The following is an 18,917-nucleotide window of genomic DNA, read 5'->3' as shown; positions in this document are numbered from 1 at the left end:
TAGTAGGCAAATCAACTTAATGTAATTTTGGAGTTTCGCAATGAAGAAAATCGGGTTAGTAATCGCTATCCTATTATTGGTGGTGGGCTTTTTCCATTACGACCTTGATCGGTTATTAACTCTTGAGGGGCTAAAATCAGGACTGGTGCAGTTTGAAGTCTGGCGTGCAGAAGCACCACTGCTAGTAGGCAGTGCTTTCTTATTACTTTATGTTGTCGTAACGGCATTATCATTGCCAGGTGCGGTGATAATGACATTGGCTGCCGGCACCTTATTTGGTTTGTTCTGGGGCACGGTAATCGTTTCCTTCGCAAGCTCCATTGGCGCGACCTTAGCCTTTTTAGTATCACGTTATTTATTACGCGACTGGGTGCAGGCTAAGTTTGGTAGTCGCTTGAAAGCCTTTAATGAAGGTGTTGAGAAAGACGGCGCCTTTTATCTATTTACCCTTCGCTTAGTTCCAGTCTTCCCTTTCTTTTTAATTAACTTATTGATGGGCCTTACTGCGTTGCGTGCGTTTACCTTCTACTGGGTTAGCCAAGTGGGCATGTTGGTCGGTACCGTTGTGTATGTGAACGCAGGCACCCAGCTTGGCCAATTGGAAAGCTTGTCTGGCATTTTGTCGCCTTCTTTGTTGTTCTCGTTCGTGTTATTGGGCGTTTTCCCTTTGGTGGCGAAAAAACTATTAGATGTGATCAAGGCGCGTCGAGTGTACGCCGGCTTTAGCAAGCCAAAAAGTTTTGATCGTAACTTGATCGTTATTGGTGGTGGTGCTGGTGGGTTGGTGAGTGCTTACATTGCCGCTGCAGTGAAGTCGAAAGTGACCTTAATTGAAGCCCATAAAATGGGCGGTGATTGTCTAAATTACGGTTGCATACCAAGTAAAGCTATTATCAAAAGTGCGAAAGTGGCCCATCAAATGCGTCAGGCGGAGCACTATGGGTTGGAAAATGTTGATCCCAGGTTTTCGTTTAAGAAGGTCATGGCTCGCGTACATGATGTTATTAGTAAAGTAGAGCCTCACGATAGTGTTGAACGTTATACGGACTTGGGCGTGGATGTTGTTCAAGGCTACGCGAAAATAATTGATCCTTGGACCGTTGAAATCCAGCTAAACGATGGTGGCACACAGCGCCTGACGGCTCGAAGTATTATTTTAGCGACAGGTGCGCGTCCATTTGTGCCGGATTTACCAGGTCTAGATGACGTCGGTTATTACACCAGTGATACCCTGTGGGGCGAGTTTGCCAAGTTTGACGAGCCGCCAAAACGTCTGGTGGTATTAGGCGGCGGTCCGATCGGTTCAGAGCTGGCGCAAAGCTTCGCGCGTCTAGGCTCTAATGTTACTCAGGTTGAGCGTTCTGAGCGCATCATGGTGCGAGAAGACGAAGAAGTATCAGCCTTAGTACAACAGAGTATGGAATCGGATGGCGTGACTATTCTCACCTCACACAATGCAATTCGTTGTGAGAAAGACGGCGACATCAAACGTCTTATTGTGGAAAAAGACGGCGTTGAAAGTGTCATTGAATTTGATGCCTTGTTATGCGCTGTGGGTCGCCAAGCGCGCCTTGAAGGTTATGGTTTAGAAAACTTAGGCGTCGAGACCAAGCGCACTATAGTGACGAATGACTATCTCGAAACCTTATTTCCAAATATTTTTGCAGTCGGCGATGTGGCAGGACCTTATCAATTTACCCATGTGGCAGCACATCAAGCTTGGTTCGCCGCGGTAAATGCTTTGTTTGGTACCTTTAAAAAGTTCCGCGCGGATTACCGAGTCATTCCATGGGCGACCTTTGTTGACCCTGAAGTCGCCCGGGTTGGTTTAAGCGAGCAGGATGCGAAAGAACAAGGCATCGAATATGAAATGGTGCGATACGGCCTGGATGATCTAGACCGCGCCATTGCGGAGAGTTCAACTAAGGGGTTTGTTAAGGTCTTAACCGTACCTGGTAAAGATAAGATTTTAGGCGTCACCATAGTTGGAGAGCACTCTGGCGATTTGCTGGCTGAGTTTGTGTTGGCGATGAAGCATGGTCTTGGCTTAAACAAAATTCTAGGGACGATTCACACCTACCCGACCTGGGCTGAGTCGAATAAATACGCAGCAGGTGAATGGAAGCGAGCGCACACTCCTGAGCGAGCATTGGCCTGGATAGAGAAATATCACACCTGGCGTCGCGGCTAACCCAAGCCTTTCCATACGCCCTGATAGGTATAACTGAAACGCGCTAAGGCATTCGCTTTAGCGCGTTTTCTTTCATTGCTTGCCAAAAAAGGTTGGCTTGATAGCTTAATGTTTGGTGCCTGAGTTTGATCATGAAAATGGGTAACTGGTTATGCGACATGAAGTTTTCGATCTCGATAGGGACTAACGCACCAGAGGCTAATTCCGCTTCTACCATATAGCGCGGCATACGCGCCCAGCCAAAACCATTCACTAGCAGTGATTTCTTTGCAAAGTAGTCATTAACATACCAGCGCCTTCCTGTCGGCAACAGATAACGATGGCCGCTTTCATTCTGATTTATTGCGGAATTATTGACCAGAATATGGGCGGTGGAATAGAGCTGAGGGGGCTTCAAACGGTTACCTTTTGGGTTTAGGCTCGCCAGTAGATCAGGTGACACCACGGTAATCACCTCAATGCGAAACAGCTCAATAAAAGCGTGTCGATCATCGAGCCCATAGCGCGGCCCGATTGCGACTTCAGATTTGTCCTTTTGTAAGTTCTCACTTACCCCATAGAGATGATCCGTGGTGATATCGATCGACCATTCGGGGTGCTCGGATTGAAAGTGTTTAAGCATTTGCATCGCATCATCAGAAAAGCTGCTCTGGCTTATACAAAGGCGTAATGGTGCATCGGTGCCTTGTGCCAAATTGTGCCCCAGCGTTTCTAGCTGTTGCACTTGTGACATGAGCTTTTTACTTTGTGAAAAAAACGCTTTGCCTTCGGTGGTGAGAGTCGGGCGATAACTGTCTCGATCAAATAGCTGTATCTCATACTGTGCCTCCAAGGTTTTCACCGCGGCACTGATACTGGGTTGAGTTTTATGGATAGCCTCAGCAGCAGAGCGAAAGCTACCGGTTTCAACAACGGCAATAAATGCCCTGATTTGATCTAACTTCATGATAGAAATACCTGATCATTTCAATAATAAAACGAAATTATTTTTAGTTCATTGTTTGGCTTATCATAGCCTATATCAAATGAAACTGTATTTATTTAAAAGGAGAAAATGTTGGATATATCATTCGTTGTCTTATTGATTGCGGGTTTGATTACGGGATTTTCGAAGTTTTCTGTTGGCGGCATGGGGTTGCTTATTCTGCCAATCGTGATGATTGCATTTCCTGGGCCAGAAGCCTTAGGTATCTTAATGCCATTGTATGTGGTCACCGATTTGATGGCCGTATTCAGCTATCGGAAAAATATTAATTGGTCAGTATTGTGGCGTCTGTTGCCGTTGGCTTTTCTTGGCGTGTTTGTCGGCGGCAAGTTATTAGCTGGTCTCGATGCAAGCCAATTTGTTTATATTTTGGGGGTGATTGTAATCGCCATGATTCTATTAGGCTTGTACTTGGACTTTCGTCCCGCTGGGTTTATGCGTAAGCCCATTATGGCATATGGTATGGGTTTTTTAGGGGGGGTTGTTAGTACAACGGCGAACGCCGCTGGGCCACTATTTAGTTTGTTTTTGTTGGAGCAAAAACTCGACAAAACCACCTATGTGAGCACTCGAGCTTGGGCATTCTTCATTATCAACTTGATGAAAGTGCCACTTTATATCAGCTTGGGATTATTGTCGGTTAGCACCGCTAAAATCAGCGTCATGGCGTTCCCTGGCTTATTGATTGGTTCCTTTATTGGTTATCACTTTTTGAAGAAAGTGAATCCGGTCCAGTTTAAGTGGTTAGTCCGGATTCTGTCTTGCATGGCCGCGTTTAAACTTTTTCTGTTTTCGTAAGGGTTTCTAATGGGCGTTTTCTTCTGGTATTGCGTAATTGGCGGATAGAATCAAAAATCAGCAATGCCAGTGCGCCCCAAATCAACCCGAAGGTAATCAATTTCTCAGAGCTAAGTGGCTCATCGTATAAAAACACGGCCAGCAAAAACATACCGCTGGGCCCGATGTATTGGAAAAAACCTAACGTCACCATGCTCACACGATTCGCTGCAGCGGCAAAGCACATGAGCGGCACCATGGTAATGGGGCCAGCTGCGAACAGTAACCAATTGGTGAGGCTAGGGTTGGCCAGCATATTAGAGGTAGAAGAGTGTATGGTGAACATGTAAATCAATGCCACAGGCAACATCAAGAGGGTTTCGACAGCCATGCCGGTAAAGCTGTCGACGGCAACTTTTTTACGCACTAGACCATAAAAACCAAAGGTTAGCGCTAGCGCCAAAGCCACCCAAGGTAATGAACCAAACTGGATCACTTCAAACGCCACTGCGGCGAAGCATAAGGCAACGGCCGCTTTGCGCATAGGATCGAGTCTCTCTTTAAAGAAAATCATCCCCAGCATAATACTGATTAATGGGTTGATGTAGTAACCTAGGCTCGCGCTAAGCAGTTGATTATGGCTAATGGCCCAAATAAAAACGCCCCAGTTAGTACCAATCAGCAGGGTTGAAAGAAGCATAGCTGCTAGGGTGCTCTTAGCACTAAATACCTGCTTCAGCTTGGCTGTTTTGCTCATCACGACAATAAGAATCAACACGATTAAACAAGACCAAATCACCCGATGAGCGAGTATTTCAGTGGTTGGAATGAACGACATTGATTTGAAATAAATTGGCGCAATGGCCCATAAAGTAAACGCCGTAAGAGCATAAAATATGCCGCTATGGGAAGACTGGGGCATGACTACTTCCTTGCTATTGTTTAAACGAGCCTCTTTTTACCACTCGAATTCTAAGAAGTCAGTTAGAATCTTGCTTTGTTATTCATTTCTTGTCGAAATACCCAGCCAAAGCGGCGTCGTGACTCAGTATCTAGAAAAGACTGAGCAAACCCATTCGCCCCGATTCTAGGGGTAACAATAATTGCCATAAATCAGAGGTAAGCTGAAGCAAAGTATCGGTCCTGAGCGTAATCGGGCCCATGAGATAGCGGTTTACAGAGGGGTATCAATGTTAAAATATTTTAAAATTAATAATGGCTTAATCAAGGAAATCCCTAAGGGTGAAGGCACGCTTGCTCATCGGCAAGCCGAAGCCGATTGGATTGATGTTATTGAGCCGGACGAAGAAGAGCGTAAGCAGCTGCGCATGTTACTGCGTGCGGATTTACCAGAGTCGGATGATGTAGAAGAAATCGAAGCTTCAGCACGTTGTTTTGTGGACCAAGTTGGAATACATGTTCACTCTTTATTTTTGACTCAAACGGAAGGCCGCCATAAAACGGCTACCGTGGCTTGTATCTTACAAAAAGACCGATTAGTGACAGTGCGAGAAGGGGAAATTGCCGATTTCCGTTTGTTACGGATGCGTGCAAGAGGGGGCCAAATTGCCGCAGATTCTCCAGCACAGTTATTGGTGACCATGCTTGAGCATAAGGTTGAAAACCACGCCGACATACTAGAAGACTTGCATCGTCAGTTAGAAGAAGTAAGCCATCTCGTGTTGGAAGAAAATGAAACGGAGCTGGATAATATCATTGCCAAGTTAGCACGCTTAGAAGACAGCAATGGTAAAATTCGCTTGTGCTTGATGGATACACAACGGGATATTTCTTTTCTATTACGCCATTTAATCAGTAAACAGGGTTATTCAGAAACCTTGCGCGACATTATGCGAGATGTGGATACCTTAATGTCACATACGACCTTTTTGTTCGACAAAATCAACTTTCTCATGGACTCCACCCAAGGCTTTATTAATATTGAGCAGAATAAAATCATTAAGATTTTTTCTATTGCGTCTGTGGTGTTTTTGCCACCTACTTTAGTCGCCAGCATTTATGGTATGAACTTTCATATCATGCCTGAGCTGAATTGGAGTCTTGGTTATCCGGGAGCATTAGGGTTAATGGTATTTTCTGGCTTTGCACCTTACTGGTATTTTAAACATCGTGGCTGGTTATAACGACACTCCTGAACAGCAGAATAATACTCCCCTTAGTGTTGTGCTAAGGGGAGGGAAGCTTACCTTAAAGCTTTAAGGTAAGCGGAATAGACCCAAACATGTTTCTGGTGAAAGACAATTTCACGCCATGCGCCGTGTTGCCTAATCACTTTGACCTTCACACCGTGGTGTAAAGTTCCAATAATTGGGCTGTTGGTGGTAGGTTGTGCACGCATATTAAGCTGCTTACTCGTCACAATATGTGGCCCGCTATGGAAGACCGTCGGTTTTCTTTTTGTCTGTTGTTTCTGATGCTTGCTAACGGCTTTCTTTTCGTGGCTCGTTGTTTGGTGTTTTTTAGCTGCGGGTGAAACGCTTTTGTGTGTTGAATGCTTGTTTGTCTGACAGTTTATTTTCTGGTTATAACAAGCGGCATTATGGTTTGCTTGCTCCCCTTTGGCGAAAGAGAGAGTCGGTACTAACACACAGCCAATGAGGCAAATGATTTTGCTGGTGAATCTCATACTAATATCCTTTTTTCTATGCCCAATGTATTTTCAGGACAAGGATAGAGGTTTGTGGATGAGGTAGTCCAATAAGGAAAAGCCAACTATCAAGCGCTCAAAAATGATAATTGGCTTTTGTTACTTGCTCTTTTTATAGAAAAAACCAATAAATAACATAAGCTTAGGGTTATTTATTGATTTATCTAAATCGAATGTGACAGGACTTCTGCTGTTTTGTTTGCATTGTCTTGTCAGAAATTTTGCACAGCATAGAAGAGAAAAATGACAAAGGCGTTACTGTTTTAATCGCGGTCTAAAGATTCTTGTTTTAGACCGCGACGATAACCCCCATGACATTTATAAAAAGTGATTGAGAGGTTCAATAGGCTGAGTGATAGACAGCAAGTGTTGTTCGTTTAAGTAGTTCAATAGCTCAGTATTCACATCGCTCTGAATGCTGGCAATGCCTTGATTGCCAAAGATACGGTTAATCTCAATAATATAAGGCTGTGATCCTACCATGGCGATGTCGAAGCCCGCATGATTGATATCTAAGGTCTGCGCGACGTAAGTTACGAGATCTTGGGCTTCTTTTGGAATTAACGCGACTTCGACCTGACCGCCTTGGCTAATGTTATTATGAAAGCCGTTATCGGACTGTAAGCGCCAGTATCCACTGACCACTTTATTGCCGACCCAAATAATCCGCAGATCTCTGTCTATTGGTAAATATTCCTGAACGTATATAACGTCACTTTTGCTCAGATATTCGCGCCATTGCCCCAAGGTTTCGATTAAAAAGACCCCATTACCCATACTGCTTTTCGGTATTTTGGCAACAAAAGGTGATGCCATGGTGTCCCAAATTTTATCCGCCTCGTACGGCGTGTTGGCCGTAATCAGGGTATAAGGGTGTTGATTCGGAACTATAGTTCGAAAGGTCCGCGTCATCTCGATTTTGTCATGACCGATTCGATAAGATGCAATGCTTGGAAATATACGTTTTTTTAAACCGTATATTAAGGCATTGAGCTGCCAATACTGCGGAAATAAGAGCCAGTCTGCTTGTTGAATCTCGTCAAGGTGATCATACATAGATTCAGGTTTTATGTAGCGCACATTCGGCAGATGTAAGGTGCGCAAAGCATCGAAAGAGATGAGGTTCATTTAACAATAATCAATGGCCAAATAGGCCGCGATTTTAGAGCCAAAGAGGCGTAAAAAGATACGTTTATTTGATTAAAAAATGAAAGAGTTACTCGCATTAAAATAAGCTTGGTCGGTAAGGGCTGTCTTCTTAAGGTATAGGTGTGATGTCCTTTAAGATAAGCACCATTAGTAACGGTTTTATCAAAAAGTTAAAGGTTGTCTTTGCTCTTTGTCATGAAAGTTTAATTTATTGCGTTGGGCTTGGTTCTGCTCTTGAAATAAGGAGTGGGTAAGGGGATCCTCTGCAAATAATGTGGCAAGGTGGAAATGATAATGTCTTCAAATATAGTGGCCGTTTATGGCTCTTTTAGAGCAGGTTTTGATAATCACGAATTATTAGCGAACAGCCAGCCCATTGGAAAAGGTTGGCTAACAGGCTATCGAATGGGTAATTTTGGTGACTTCCCAGGTGTGGTTTTTACCCATGAACATAATCATCGAGTGCGAGTCGAGTGGTATAAAGTGACGGACAGCACATTGGAAGCAATGGATCGTCTTGAAGAATACGATCCGAATGCTGTTGAGCGCTCACTGTTTGTCAGAAAACAGGTGCAATCACCTTATGGCAAAGGCTGGATCTATGTTTACAATCAACCTTTCCAACATGTCGATCTGATTGAGTATGGTGATTGGGAACGAGCGGCCATACGCCCAGCGATGCATCGCGAAATCCCCGTCGTATAAAGCTTGGTGCGGATAAGCTTGCATGCCCCAATTTGGATGCAAGCTTATGCCTTACTTTGATAGCGGTTTTATCCGCAGAGCGTCCTCACAGCCAATAAAGCTCATGTTGGCTTATTCCTTGCTTGGTTAAAAAAACACCAGACGCTAGGAGTATACAAGATGGGAAGCAACGATTACCCCTTAACCGAAGTGCCAGAGACCGATCGCAAAGGTCTGCTATCAACGAGTATTGTGCTGCTTGGTTTTACGTTTTTTACTGCCACAATGTTTGCCGGAGGTAAAATAGGCAGTGCCTTTAGTTTTACTGAGATGATGATAGCCATTGTGATTGGCAATCTATTACTCGGCATTTATGCCGCAGCGTTAGCCTATATCGCCTATAAAAGCGGCTTAAATGCGATCTTAATGGGGCGTTTTTGCTTTGGGGAGAAGGGCAGTAAGCTGTCTGATTTTATCTTAGGCTTCACGCAAATAGGTTGGTATGCCTGGGGAACCGCGACTATTGCTATCGTGCTGGTCAAAACTCTGGAGCTAACGCCTAGCTTAGAACCTCTTCTGATTATCTTCTTCGGTTTTGCTTTTTGTATCACGGCCATGATCGGCTACAAAGGGCTTGATTATCTTTCTCGACTCGCCGTGCCAGCTATGCTGCTGTTCATCTTGATCAGTTTTTATCAAGGTATGGGGGATCTGTCCGATGCAGGCGATGTATTTGGGCAAACACCAACCACGACGATGAGTATGGCAACGGCCATCACTATTATTATCGGCACATTTATTAGCGGTGGCACCCAAGCGACAAATTGGAGCCGGTTTGCGAAGTCTGGGAAAGTAGCGGTTTGGGCAACCTTACTTGCTTTTGTGCTAGGTAATGGCTTGATGGTGGTCACTGGTGCCCTAGGCAGCTTGCTATATCAGCAAGCGGATATCGTCGATGTAATGATAGCGCAAGGCTCTATTTCACTCGCCATACTGATGTTGTTTCTTAACCTATGGACCACCCAAGACAATACTATTTACAACTTTGCGGTTGCTGGTTGTAACTTGATTCGCACCGAAAAGCGACGCTTTGTCACTGTGATAGGAGCAGGCATAGGCACACTATTAGCTTTAGGTGGAATGTACCATTATCTGATCCCGTATTTGATTTTACTAGGGACATTTATCCCGCCATTAGGCGGTGTGATTATGGCGGATTTTTGGCTCAAACATCGAGGGCATTACCCCGTATTAGAACAAGCCAAGTTGGCTGATTTTAATTACTTAGGTTTGGTGTCTTATGGCATCGGGTGCCTTTGTGCTTATTTTACTCCGGTATTGCCTCCCGTTATCGGAGTGCTGGTCGCCGCATTGGTTTATGCCGCCTTATTAACCAGCCAAACTAAAGTAAAAACGGCGGCTATTTAATAAGCGTTTCATAAAAAGCGTATAAGCGGCTTAGCAGCTTGCTAAGCCGCTCGATATTATTCAATTTCTTTAGGGGCGTGTTTTAGGAAAATACCTAGCGAGATTAATAGGAAGCCAGCACAACTGACGATGGCCACAGGGTAATAAAGATTACCCGCCATATCCATTTGGCTGTATTTGATGACCATAATGAGCCCTTCGAGCGCCAAGGCAACGCACACAGTACTAATGAAGCGAGGTAAAGTACGGCGCATCATAACCACGACATCATGCTCATCATCATTGCCGTACTCTTTATTAATCACCATGGCCAACTCAAAAACGGCAATCGCAATAATGTTAGAGTTGATGATTTTTATCAGAGTTTGAGTGATGTCTTCACCGTTAAAATAATTACCCGCCGCTGAAATAAAACTGGTGATAACCACCAAACCCGCCAATACAAAGAAAATATAGGAGAAGCTTTTAGCAAATAGTTTTTGAACACTGAAACTCATAAAGTAAATCCGCTTGTTATCGTTGCTCTCTACAGTACGGACTTCTTTTCAAATTATCAGGGTTTGCAGAGGGATGCCGCAAAGGTTCCATAGTCGCCAAAATGGCTGGGCATTCTTTACAGACATGATATTGGGATGATGACTCAGTGCCTAATCATCAGAGGGAACAAACAAAAGACCCCCATCGTGCTACTAAATTGCATTATTTTTGAGGTAACTTACGTGAGTGTTAATTTGCACGTTAATGGTGCCAAAAAAGCATGAGAAATTATTTTATCCCCAATGGCCATGCTTTTCTCTGGCCCCGCGTATTATGCCGATGATTCCCATTAGCTGGTGATAAGCACAGCGAAAAGTTTCCCTGTGATTTTTTTATAAGTCTGTTTAATAGTCTTTAACTGTTGATCCCTAGCAGCTTCTTGAGAACGAGACTCGACTGCGAGAAATCAAATTTAATATTATTTAAGTCTTTGATTTATAATGAATAAAAAATAATCCGTCGAGTTCGATGCTAACAAACGCTTTTTCTTTTGCAGTAAAAGTTAGTGTTATATCAGTATTTTTAGTCTTTTTTTCACCTGCTTACCTTGACATTAAACGGTTTTTTTAACCAATCCTGACCAAATAGCAAAAATTGCTTAAAAATCAATCCAAGAGTCGCATGTCAATAGCTAAAGTACAAAATAGACAAAATCATTAAAAGCTTTCACAAAGTTATCCACAAGCTCTCTCCTGTTCGAAAAACAAACAGAATAGGTAATATTAGCGCGAAATTTTAACTTTTCAGCTCTGTATGCTTTGTTTTTTTAAATTGTGTATCTCAAAATTTTATGGCGGCACGCTATGATCAAAAACAGCGATATAACATTCAGCAAAGGAGGCGTCATCATGAAGGTTACTTTTATTGGTTTGGGCACAATGGGTTATCCAATGGCGGGTCATGTAAGTAAGGCGGGCCATGATGTCACTGTCTATAACCGTACTACAAAAAAAGCTCAGGCCTGGAGTGAAGAGTATGCCGGTGCTTTTGCCTTAACACCGGCGCTCGCCGCTAAAGATGCAGAAATAGTATTAACCTGTGTGGGTAATGACGATGATCTACGCGCTGTTTACCTCGGTGAAGAGGGGGCTTTTCAGCAAGCGCAACCAGGCACACTCTTTATTGACCATACCACGGCTTCTGCCGAGGTGGCGCAAGAGTTGAACTGTGCTGCGCGGGAAAAAGGTCTGCTGTTTTTGGATGCGCCTGTTTCCGGCGGCCAAGCAGGCGCGGAGAATGGCGTATTAACCGTGATGATAGGGGGCGAGGCGGCGCATTTAAAGCTGGCTCAACCGGTATTAGATTGTTATGCAAAATCGACCACCTTGTTAGGCCCAGTAGGAAATGGGCAATTAGCTAAGATGGTAAATCAAATCCTGATCGGTGGGATTTTATCTGGTTTGTCTGAAGGGGTGAGTTTTGCGCAACGGGCTGGCTTAGATATCCCTACTTTGGTGGAGACTCTCAAGCACGGTGCAGCGGGTTCTTGGCAATTGGAAAACCGAGGTGAAACAATGGCAAAAGACGAGTTTGATTTTGGTTTTGCCATTGAATGGATGCATAAGGACCTGAGCTTATGCTTGGCTCAAGCAGAAAAAATGGGATTGTCTATTCCGCTGACCAAAGCAGTCGATGAAGATTACCAAGACTTAATGGCAGACGGACGTAGCCGACAAGATACATCGGTACTTATTAAAGCATTAGATAAAAAGGGCTGAGCCGTCAGTCGCGGAATCATAATAAAGCACTAAGCTAATGTGCGCAGTGAATTAGGCCATTGTCAGGGAATGACAGTGGCCTTTTTTGTTTATGTGTCTGCTGTGAAAGACGACTTTTTCTCTATTATCTGTCTGCTGTTTATTTTATTTGTTAAAAAAATGCTGACTTTCATCTTCTCTAAAAAAACCTAATAAAGCGTCGATCCCTTTGATTTCGGGTGCTTCCTCTATGCATGATAATTACTTATTCATTACACGTATGGGACATATCGTTATTTCGATTGGTCATTTGTGAAAGCTTAAGTAGTCTTCAAGGAGGCTGTTTTGAGCGGGTTCGCATTTTAGCGCGCAATTAACAGTCAAAGGGGGCTCAAGGATGAGGCAGGACACCCCACTTAGATACTTGTCTAAGTGGGGTCGTTTTAAAGCTATTGTCGTGTCACCTTGCCTCTCAAATATCACAAAGTAACGATTCACCTTGATTCTACTTCCCACGTGTTTAACACGATCATAATTACGCTAATGGAGAATGAAAATGAAAAAAGGGTTAGCAGCATTACCGTTTGCCGTCATGGCCGCGGCCGCTATTTCCACGTCAGCTCAGGCGGCATCAACACTGGTATATTGCTCAGAAGGCAGTCCAGAAGGTTTTAACCCTTCTTTATACTATTCTGGCACTACGTTTGACGCCTCTTCTAAGCCCATCTTTAATCGTCTAATGGAGTTTAAGCTGGGCACCACTCAGGTTGAGCCAGGCTTAGCGAAAAGCGTGGACGTTTCTGATGATGGCTTAGAATATACCTTTCATCTACGCCAAGGCGTGAAATTCCAAGCGACTAAAGATTTCAAGCCAACACGTGACTTTAACGCAGATGATGTGCTCTTCTCCTTTAACCGTCAGCGTCTCGACAGTAACCCGTACCATAAAGTCGGTGGTGGCTCTTACGGTTACTTCAATGACATGGGGATGGGTTCTTTGATCAAGGATATTGTTAAGGTTGACGATTACACTGTTAAATTTGTCTTAAACCACCCTGAAGCCCCTTTTGTTGCCAACTTGGCGATGGACTTTGCGTCTATCTTTTCGAAACAACAAGCGGATCAATACCTGAAAGCTGGTACGCCAGAAAAATTAGACCAAGAACCCGTGGGTACCGGCCCGTTTCAGAAAGTTCAGTATCAAAAGGACTCTTTAATCCGTTACGTGGCGTTTAAAGACTATTGGAAAGGCAGAGCGAAAATCGACCGTTTAGTTTTTTCTATTACCCCTGATGCCTCAGTGCGTTATGCCAAGCTAAAAGCCGGCGAATGTGACGTAATGCCGTATCCAAACCCTGCTGATTTGGCGCAAATGAAAGCGGACCCGAACATTAACTTGATGAGCCAAGAAGGTTTAAACGTCGGCTATCTTGCTTTTAATGTAGAGAAAAAACCATTTGGTGATGTCAAAGTTCGTCAGGCGCTGAACTACGCGACGGATAAGCAAGCAATCATTGATTCCGTATTCCAAGGCGCAGGTAAAGTCGCTAAGAACCCAATTCCACCTACCATGTGGTCTTACAATAGTGCCATTACAGATTACCCATATGACCCAGCGAAAGCGAAGCAATTGTTAGCTGAAGCGGGTTATGCAGATGGTTTTGAAACCACCATTTGGGCGATGCCAGTGCAACGTCCATATAACCCGAATGCTCGCCGTATGGCAGAAATCATGCAAGAAGATTGGGCGAAAGTAGGGGTTAAGGCGAACATAGTGACCTACGAGTGGGGTGAATACTTGAAGCGTGCGAAATCTGGTGAGCCAGACACGATTCTCATTGGTTGGACCGGGGATAATGGTGACCCAGACAACTTCCTGTATGTGTTAACAAGCTGTGACTCTGTGGGTGGCTCAAACTATGCTCAGTGGTGTAATAAGGCCTATGACGACTTGTTAGTGAAAGCGAAACGTAGTTCTGACATTGATGAGCGTAGTGACTACTACAAACAAGCTCAGGTGATTTTCCATGATCAAGCACCATGGATTCCTGTTGCTAACTCAGTGGTTTATGAGCCAATCCGTAAGGAAGTGAAAGGCTACAAAATTGATCCACTAGGTGGTCATTACTTCTATAACGTAAGCAAATAGAAGTAAGTTCCATTCGGACCTACTAGAGTGTTTGTTTGCTGGGACGCAAGCAAGCACTCTGCTGACCGAGTAATTCGCTCGATCGAGTTAAATCGCAAGAGAGCCAGTCCTTTATGTTCCAATTTATATTCCGACGTTTGAGTCTAGTCATCCCTACCTTTATCGGTATCACCTTATTAACCTTCACCTTGATTCATATGATCCCAGGGGATCCGATTGAAGTGATGGCAGGTGAACGTGGTGTGTCACCAGAGCGTCATGCTGAGTTAAGCGCTCAGCTGGGTTTAGACAAACCTCTGTATGAACAATATTTTCATTATGTGGTCGGCATTGCACAAGGTGATCTAGGTCAGTCGTTAGTGACCCGTGAGCCAGTCATGAATGAATTTTTAACCCTGTTTCCCGCCACCGTAGAGCTTGCCATCTGTGCCGCTATATTCGCCATCCTCGTTGGCTTGCCCGCCGGTATTTTTGCCGCAGTAAAGCGTGGCACTGTGTTAGATCATTCGGTGATGACCCTCTCTTTAACAGGGTATTCCATGCCGATATTTTGGTGGGCATTACTGCTGATGTTGGTGTTTTCCGTGACTTTAGGCTGGACGCCTGTGTCAGGGCGAATTGATGTGGTTTATTGGATTGATAACACCACAGGTTTTATGTTGATTGATTCTTGGTTGTCGGGTGAAGAAGGGGCTTTCAAATCGGCTGTGTCTCATCTGATTTTGCCAAGCATTGTTTTGGGAACCATCCCAATGGCCGTTATTGCTCGTATGACACGCTCTTCCATGCTCGAAGTACTAAGTGAAGACTACATTCGTACCGCTCGTGCGAAAGGCATTGCGCCGTGGCGAGTGATTGTTATTCATGCGTTACGTAATGCCCTGATTCCTGTTATTACCGTTATTGGTCTGCAAGTGGGGACCTTGTTATCAGGAGCGATCTTGACCGAGACCGTGTTTGCTTGGCCCGGTATTGGTAAATGGCTTATCGAGTCAATTAGCCGTCGAGATTATCCAGTAGTTCAGGGCGGAATCTTGATTGTTGCGACCATTATTATTGTCGTGAACCTATTAGTGGACATCGCTTATGGCGTTGTGAACCCACGCATTCGACACAACCGATAAGGAGGCGCTTTATGACGACTAATACCGTATCAGCACCAGCGCCAAGAACACCGATACAAGAGTTTTGGCATTATTTTAGTAGCAATAAGGGCGCGGTCGCTGGATTGGCCTTTATTGTCTTGATCTGTTTTATGGCGGTTTTCGCCGATATAGTGGCACCACATTCACCTTCAGCCCAAGCGCGTGATGCATTACTGTTGCCGCCAGCGTGGCTGGATGGTGGCAGTTGGTCCTATTTGTTAGGCACTGATGACGTAGGCCGAGATATCTTTTCGCGGCTTATTTATGGGGCGCGACTGTCGCTGTCGGTTGGCGCGTTTGCGGTAACTATCTCGTTAGTGGTCGGTATTTTGCTTGGCTTGGTGGCTGGCTATTTTAAAGGTGTAGTGGATATTTGCATCATGCGTCTTGTCGACATCATGTTAGCCATGCCGAGCCTGTTGTTAGCGATCGCAATCGTCGCTATTTTGGGGCCAAGCATTTTTAACGCCGCACTGGCGATTTCCTTAGTGTCACTACCAAACTATGTGCGATTAACGCGAGCCGCGACCATGACAGAAATGTCACGAGATTATGTCACCTCGTCACGTGTGTTGGGCGCCAGTCCGTTGCGTTTGATGTTCGTTTGTATCCTGCCAAACTGTTTGGCGCCACTGATAGTGCAAGCCACATTGGGCTTTTCGAGCGCTATCTTGGACATGGCAGCATTGGGCTTCCTAGGATTAGGGGCTCAGCCACCGACGCCAGAATGGGGTTCGATGTTGGCCGATGCTTTGCAATTTGTACAACGCGCGTGGTGGGTGGTGACCTTCCCCGGATTAATGATCTTGATCACAGTGTTGGCATTTAACCTCATGGGCGATGGCTTACGCGACGCTCTTGATCCCAAGTTGAAACAGTAGGAGGTTGTGATGTCACTGCTACAGCTGGAAAATTTAAGCGTTACCTTCGGCAATTTCCGCGCCGTGGATAACATCAGTTATAAGCTCGAGGAAGGGGAAGTTCTCGGTATCGTTGGCGAGTCGGGCTCTGGTAAGAGTGTCAGCTCCTTGTCTGTGATGGGCTTGATTGACTTTCCCGGCAAGGTTGGTGCAAACCAATTAACTTTTGCTGGGCAAGACCTACAAGCAATGCCAGAAAAGCAACGTCGTAAATTGACGGGCTCGGACATCGCGATGATTTTTCAAGACCCAATGACTAGTTTGAATCCGTGTTTCTCAGTGGGTTATCAGATCATTGAAGCACTCAAAACCCACCAAGGTGGTAGTAAAAAAGCGTTAAAGCAGCGTGCCATTGAATTGTTAACTCAAGTTGGTATACCGGCGCCTGAATCGCGTTTGAATAACTACCCTCATCAACTTTCGGGTGGTATGAGTCAGCGGGTGATGATCGCCATGGCGATTGCTTGTAACCCTCGTTTATTGATTGCCGATGAGCCAACAACTGCTTTGGATGTGACTATTCAGGCGCAAATCATTGACTTGCTGATCGAGTTACAGCGTAAGAAAAAAATGGGCTTGGTATTGATCACCCACGATCTGGCACTGGTGGCCGAGGTTGCTCATCGGGTGATCGTGATGTACGCCGGCCAAATTGTAGAATCTGGTCCAGCGGCCGAGGTATTTCGAACTCCGAAGCACCCATACACTCAAGCCCTGTTGGCTTCGTTACCAGAGTCGTCGTCTGGCAAAGCACGTTTGGAGGCCTTGCCAGGTGTTGTACCTGGCCAATATGACCGCCCACAAGGCTGTTTATTAAGCCCTCGTTGCCCTTACGCTCAAGAGCAATGCCATAAGGTGGAACCTGATAATCAAGGTCCCTTAGACCGCCAAGTAAAATGCCATACTCCATTAGACAGTGAAGGGAGACCGGCCGCATGAGCAGATCACAAGACAATGCATTGATCCTCAATGCGGAAAATTTAAAGCAGCATTACCATGTGAAGCAGGGGATTTTTAAACCCGACGCCGTGGTCAAAGCGGTGGATGGGGTTAGCTTTACTTTGGAAAAAGGCAAAACGTTGGCGGTGGTTGGCGAATCTGGTTGTGGTAAATCGACCTTGGGTCGTATGTTGACCATGATCGAAACACCAACGCAAGGTCAGCTAGCGCATCTTGGACAGGACTTGTTAACTCTGTCTAAAGATGAGCAGGCAAGCTTGCGTCAAAAGATTCAAATCATTTTTCAAAACCCTTATGGCTCCTTGAACCCACGTAAGAAAATTGGCTCGATTCTAGAAGAACCCCTGGTGATCAATACCAAGCTTTCTAAAGGGCAGCGCAAAGAAAAAGCCCTCGCCATGATGGCAAAAGTGGGTTTGAAAGAAGAACATTATGAGCGCTATCCGCATATGTTTTCTGGTGGCCAGCGCCAGCGTATCGCTATCGCGCGAGGCTTGATGCTTGATCCTAATGTGATTGTGGCAGACGAACCTGTGTCCGCATTGGATGTCTCGGTGCAAGCTCAAGTGCTTAACTTGATGATGGATTTACAGCAAGAGTTTGGCTTGAGCTATGTGTTTATTTCCCACGACCTCTCTGTGGTTGAGCACATTGCAGATGACGTGATAGTGATGTATCTAGGTAAGGTGGTGGAGCAGGGATCTCGCCAACAGCTGTTTGACAACCCCAAGCACCCTTATACCTTAGCCTTGCTCTCTAGTACTCCGCAGCTGTCTCCAGATAAACGCCGTCAGCGGATTAAGTTGGAAGGTGAGTTGCCATCGCCACTGAATCCACCGTCTGGGTGTGCATTTCATGGTCGTTGTTCTTACGCGAACGATCGTTGTCGCAGTGAAACGCCGGTCTTGAATAAGGCAGAAGAAGGGCATTTTATTGCATGCCATGCGGTGGAAGAAAATCGCCTGGAACCGCTTGCAGTAGGTGTCGCGTAAGCGAATGAGAGGCTTTGTTAAAAAACGCCCTGCGGGGCGTTTTTTGTCTAAAATGACCGCATTAAACGTCTGTTCTTGGGCGGAATTTTAACTGTAGACCCATAATAAAGTTGCGTAGGATCTGGTCTTTGCAATCGCGGTAATGTTTGTTGTCAGGCTTACGGAAGAAGGCACTAAGCTCGTGTTTGCTCATGTTAAATTCAGCCAATTGCATGATCTCAAGAATCTCTTCTGCCTTCAGATTGAGGGCAATACGCAGCTTCATAAAGATCATGTTATTGTTTAAACGTTTTTCAGGTGCTGGCTGTTCACCTTCACGCTTGCCGCGGCGCACATTGATAAAGCCATTTAGAAATCTTGCCATCTCTATATCGACCATAGAAGCGTAGCCTTCTTCCTCTTCTTTTTTCATCCACGCGATAATTTGCTCTCGGTTTACAGCATGGTCGGCCGCCGCAAAGATTTCTTTTACATAAGAATCTTTAAGGTCAAAAGTGTAGCGAAGGCGGCGTAAGATATCATTATTGGTCAAAATAGAGTCCTAGTGTTAGGTGTCCAGTACAATCAGGGTGAATCACTGGCGATTCAGCTTGCGACTTTAACAGATTTTAGCCTGTTGTTTGTCAAAGATTGAC

17 protein-coding genes are annotated in these 18,917 nt (G+C 45.0%); 11 read left to right on the top strand and 6 right to left on the bottom strand.

Annotated elements, in window-relative coordinates; all coding sequences use genetic code 11:
• Window positions 1–40: 40 nt before the first annotated feature.
• On the top strand, window positions 41–2,191 hold the full coding sequence (locus DFP81_RS08755; RefSeq protein WP_115897397.1) for an FAD-dependent oxidoreductase: 2,151 nt from the start codon (window positions 41–43) through the stop codon (window positions 2,189–2,191).
• Between the two features lie 43 nt (window positions 2,192–2,234).
• Here DFP81_RS08755 and DFP81_RS08750 read toward each other — a convergent pair whose 3' ends face one another.
• Complete coding sequence (locus DFP81_RS08750) at window positions 2,235–3,137, bottom strand: LysR family transcriptional regulator (protein WP_115897396.1); 903 nt, start codon at window positions 3,135–3,137, stop codon at window positions 2,235–2,237.
• A 108-nt stretch (window positions 3,138–3,245) separates the two neighbouring features.
• On the opposite strand from DFP81_RS08750, the gene DFP81_RS08745 reads away from it, so the two are divergent.
• Window positions 3,246–3,974 (top strand): sulfite exporter TauE/SafE family protein, encoded by a 729-nt coding sequence (locus DFP81_RS08745; RefSeq protein WP_342769964.1) that lies wholly within the window; start codon window positions 3,246–3,248, stop codon window positions 3,972–3,974.
• Here the strand turns inward: DFP81_RS08745 and rarD are convergent.
• Window positions 3,952–4,875: an EamA family transporter RarD gene (gene rarD / locus DFP81_RS08740; RefSeq protein ID WP_115897395.1), complete on the bottom strand. Its 924-nt coding sequence runs from the start codon at window positions 4,873–4,875 to the stop codon at window positions 3,952–3,954. The genes DFP81_RS08745 and rarD overlap by 23 nt on opposite strands.
• A 268-nt stretch (window positions 4,876–5,143) precedes the next feature.
• Here rarD and corA point away from each other — a divergent pair, with 268 nt between their 5' ends.
• Complete coding sequence (corA, locus tag DFP81_RS08735; protein ID WP_115897394.1) at window positions 5,144–6,097, top strand: magnesium/cobalt transporter CorA; 954 nt, start codon at window positions 5,144–5,146, stop codon at window positions 6,095–6,097.
• 59 nt (window positions 6,098–6,156) lie between these two features.
• Here the strand turns inward: corA and DFP81_RS18615 are convergent, their stop codons facing one another.
• Together DFP81_RS18615 and DFP81_RS08725 are read right to left on the bottom strand one after the other, a co-directional pair.
• Window positions 6,157–6,312 (bottom strand): SH3 domain-containing protein, encoded by a 156-nt coding sequence (locus tag DFP81_RS18615; RefSeq protein WP_425453666.1) that lies wholly within the window; start codon window positions 6,310–6,312, stop codon window positions 6,157–6,159.
• A gap of 627 nt (window positions 6,313–6,939) precedes the next feature.
• Window positions 6,940–7,749: an ATP-grasp domain-containing protein gene (locus tag DFP81_RS08725; protein WP_115897392.1), complete on the bottom strand. Its 810-nt coding sequence runs from the start codon at window positions 7,747–7,749 to the stop codon at window positions 6,940–6,942.
• Between the two features lie 315 nt (window positions 7,750–8,064).
• On the opposite strand from DFP81_RS08725, the gene DFP81_RS08720 reads away from it, so the two are divergent.
• Together DFP81_RS08720 and codB are read left to right on the top strand one after the other, a co-directional pair.
• The gene (locus tag DFP81_RS08720; protein WP_245959123.1) at window positions 8,065–8,475 is read left to right on the top strand and encodes a gamma-glutamylcyclotransferase family protein; all 411 of its coding nucleotides are present in this window, start codon (window positions 8,065–8,067) and stop codon (window positions 8,473–8,475) included.
• A gap of 159 nt (window positions 8,476–8,634) precedes the next feature.
• Complete coding sequence (codB, locus tag DFP81_RS08715) at window positions 8,635–9,882, top strand: cytosine permease (RefSeq protein WP_115897390.1); 1,248 nt, start codon at window positions 8,635–8,637, stop codon at window positions 9,880–9,882.
• 56 nt (window positions 9,883–9,938) lie between these two features.
• Here codB and DFP81_RS08710 read toward each other — a convergent pair whose 3' ends face one another.
• Window positions 9,939–10,379 carry a hypothetical protein gene (locus DFP81_RS08710; protein ID WP_115897389.1) on the bottom strand — a complete coding sequence of 147 codons (441 nt, stop codon included), beginning with the start codon at window positions 10,377–10,379 and terminating at the stop codon, window positions 9,939–9,941.
• Between the two features lie 888 nt (window positions 10,380–11,267).
• Between DFP81_RS08710 and DFP81_RS08705 the strand changes: the two genes are divergently transcribed.
• The 6 genes from DFP81_RS08705 (at window position 11,268) to DFP81_RS08680 (ending at window position 18,282) form a co-directional block, all read left to right on the top strand.
• A complete protein-coding gene (locus DFP81_RS08705) occupies window positions 11,268–12,137 on the top strand; it encodes an NAD(P)-dependent oxidoreductase (RefSeq protein ID WP_115897621.1) in 870 nt (289 codons plus the stop codon).
• Between the two features lie 535 nt (window positions 12,138–12,672).
• Window positions 12,673–14,265: an ABC transporter substrate-binding protein gene (locus tag DFP81_RS08700; RefSeq protein ID WP_115897388.1), complete on the top strand. Its 1,593-nt coding sequence runs from the start codon at window positions 12,673–12,675 to the stop codon at window positions 14,263–14,265.
• A 113-nt stretch (window positions 14,266–14,378) separates the two neighbouring features.
• A complete protein-coding gene (locus DFP81_RS08695) occupies window positions 14,379–15,389 on the top strand; it encodes an ABC transporter permease subunit (RefSeq protein WP_115897387.1) in 1,011 nt (336 codons plus the stop codon).
• An 11-nt stretch (window positions 15,390–15,400) separates the two neighbouring features.
• Window positions 15,401–16,291 (top strand): dipeptide ABC transporter permease DppC, encoded by an 891-nt coding sequence (dppC, locus tag DFP81_RS08690; RefSeq protein ID WP_115897386.1) that lies wholly within the window; start codon window positions 15,401–15,403, stop codon window positions 16,289–16,291.
• 9 nt (window positions 16,292–16,300) lie between these two features.
• A complete protein-coding gene (gene dppD, locus DFP81_RS08685; RefSeq protein ID WP_115897385.1) occupies window positions 16,301–17,269 on the top strand; it encodes a dipeptide ABC transporter ATP-binding protein in 969 nt (322 codons plus the stop codon).
• Window positions 17,266–18,282 (top strand): peptide ABC transporter ATP-binding protein, encoded by a 1,017-nt coding sequence (locus tag DFP81_RS08680; RefSeq protein WP_115897384.1) that lies wholly within the window; start codon window positions 17,266–17,268, stop codon window positions 18,280–18,282. Before dppD ends, DFP81_RS08680 begins: the two co-directional genes overlap by 4 nt.
• 61 nt (window positions 18,283–18,343) lie before the next feature.
• Here the strand turns inward: DFP81_RS08680 and DFP81_RS08675 are convergent, their stop codons facing one another.
• Window positions 18,344–18,814, bottom strand: a complete 471-nt coding sequence (locus tag DFP81_RS08675) for a YehS family protein (protein ID WP_115897383.1) — start codon at window positions 18,812–18,814, stop codon at window positions 18,344–18,346.
• Between the last annotated feature and the right edge of the window lie 103 nt (window positions 18,815–18,917).

This window comes from Marinomonas pollencensis (assembly GCF_003387375.1).
Taxonomy (GTDB): Bacteria; Pseudomonadota; Gammaproteobacteria; order Pseudomonadales; family Marinomonadaceae; genus Marinomonas; species Marinomonas pollencensis.
Note: the sequence above shows the minus strand (reverse complement) of the source record. Positions and strands in the feature narration are given on the sequence as shown.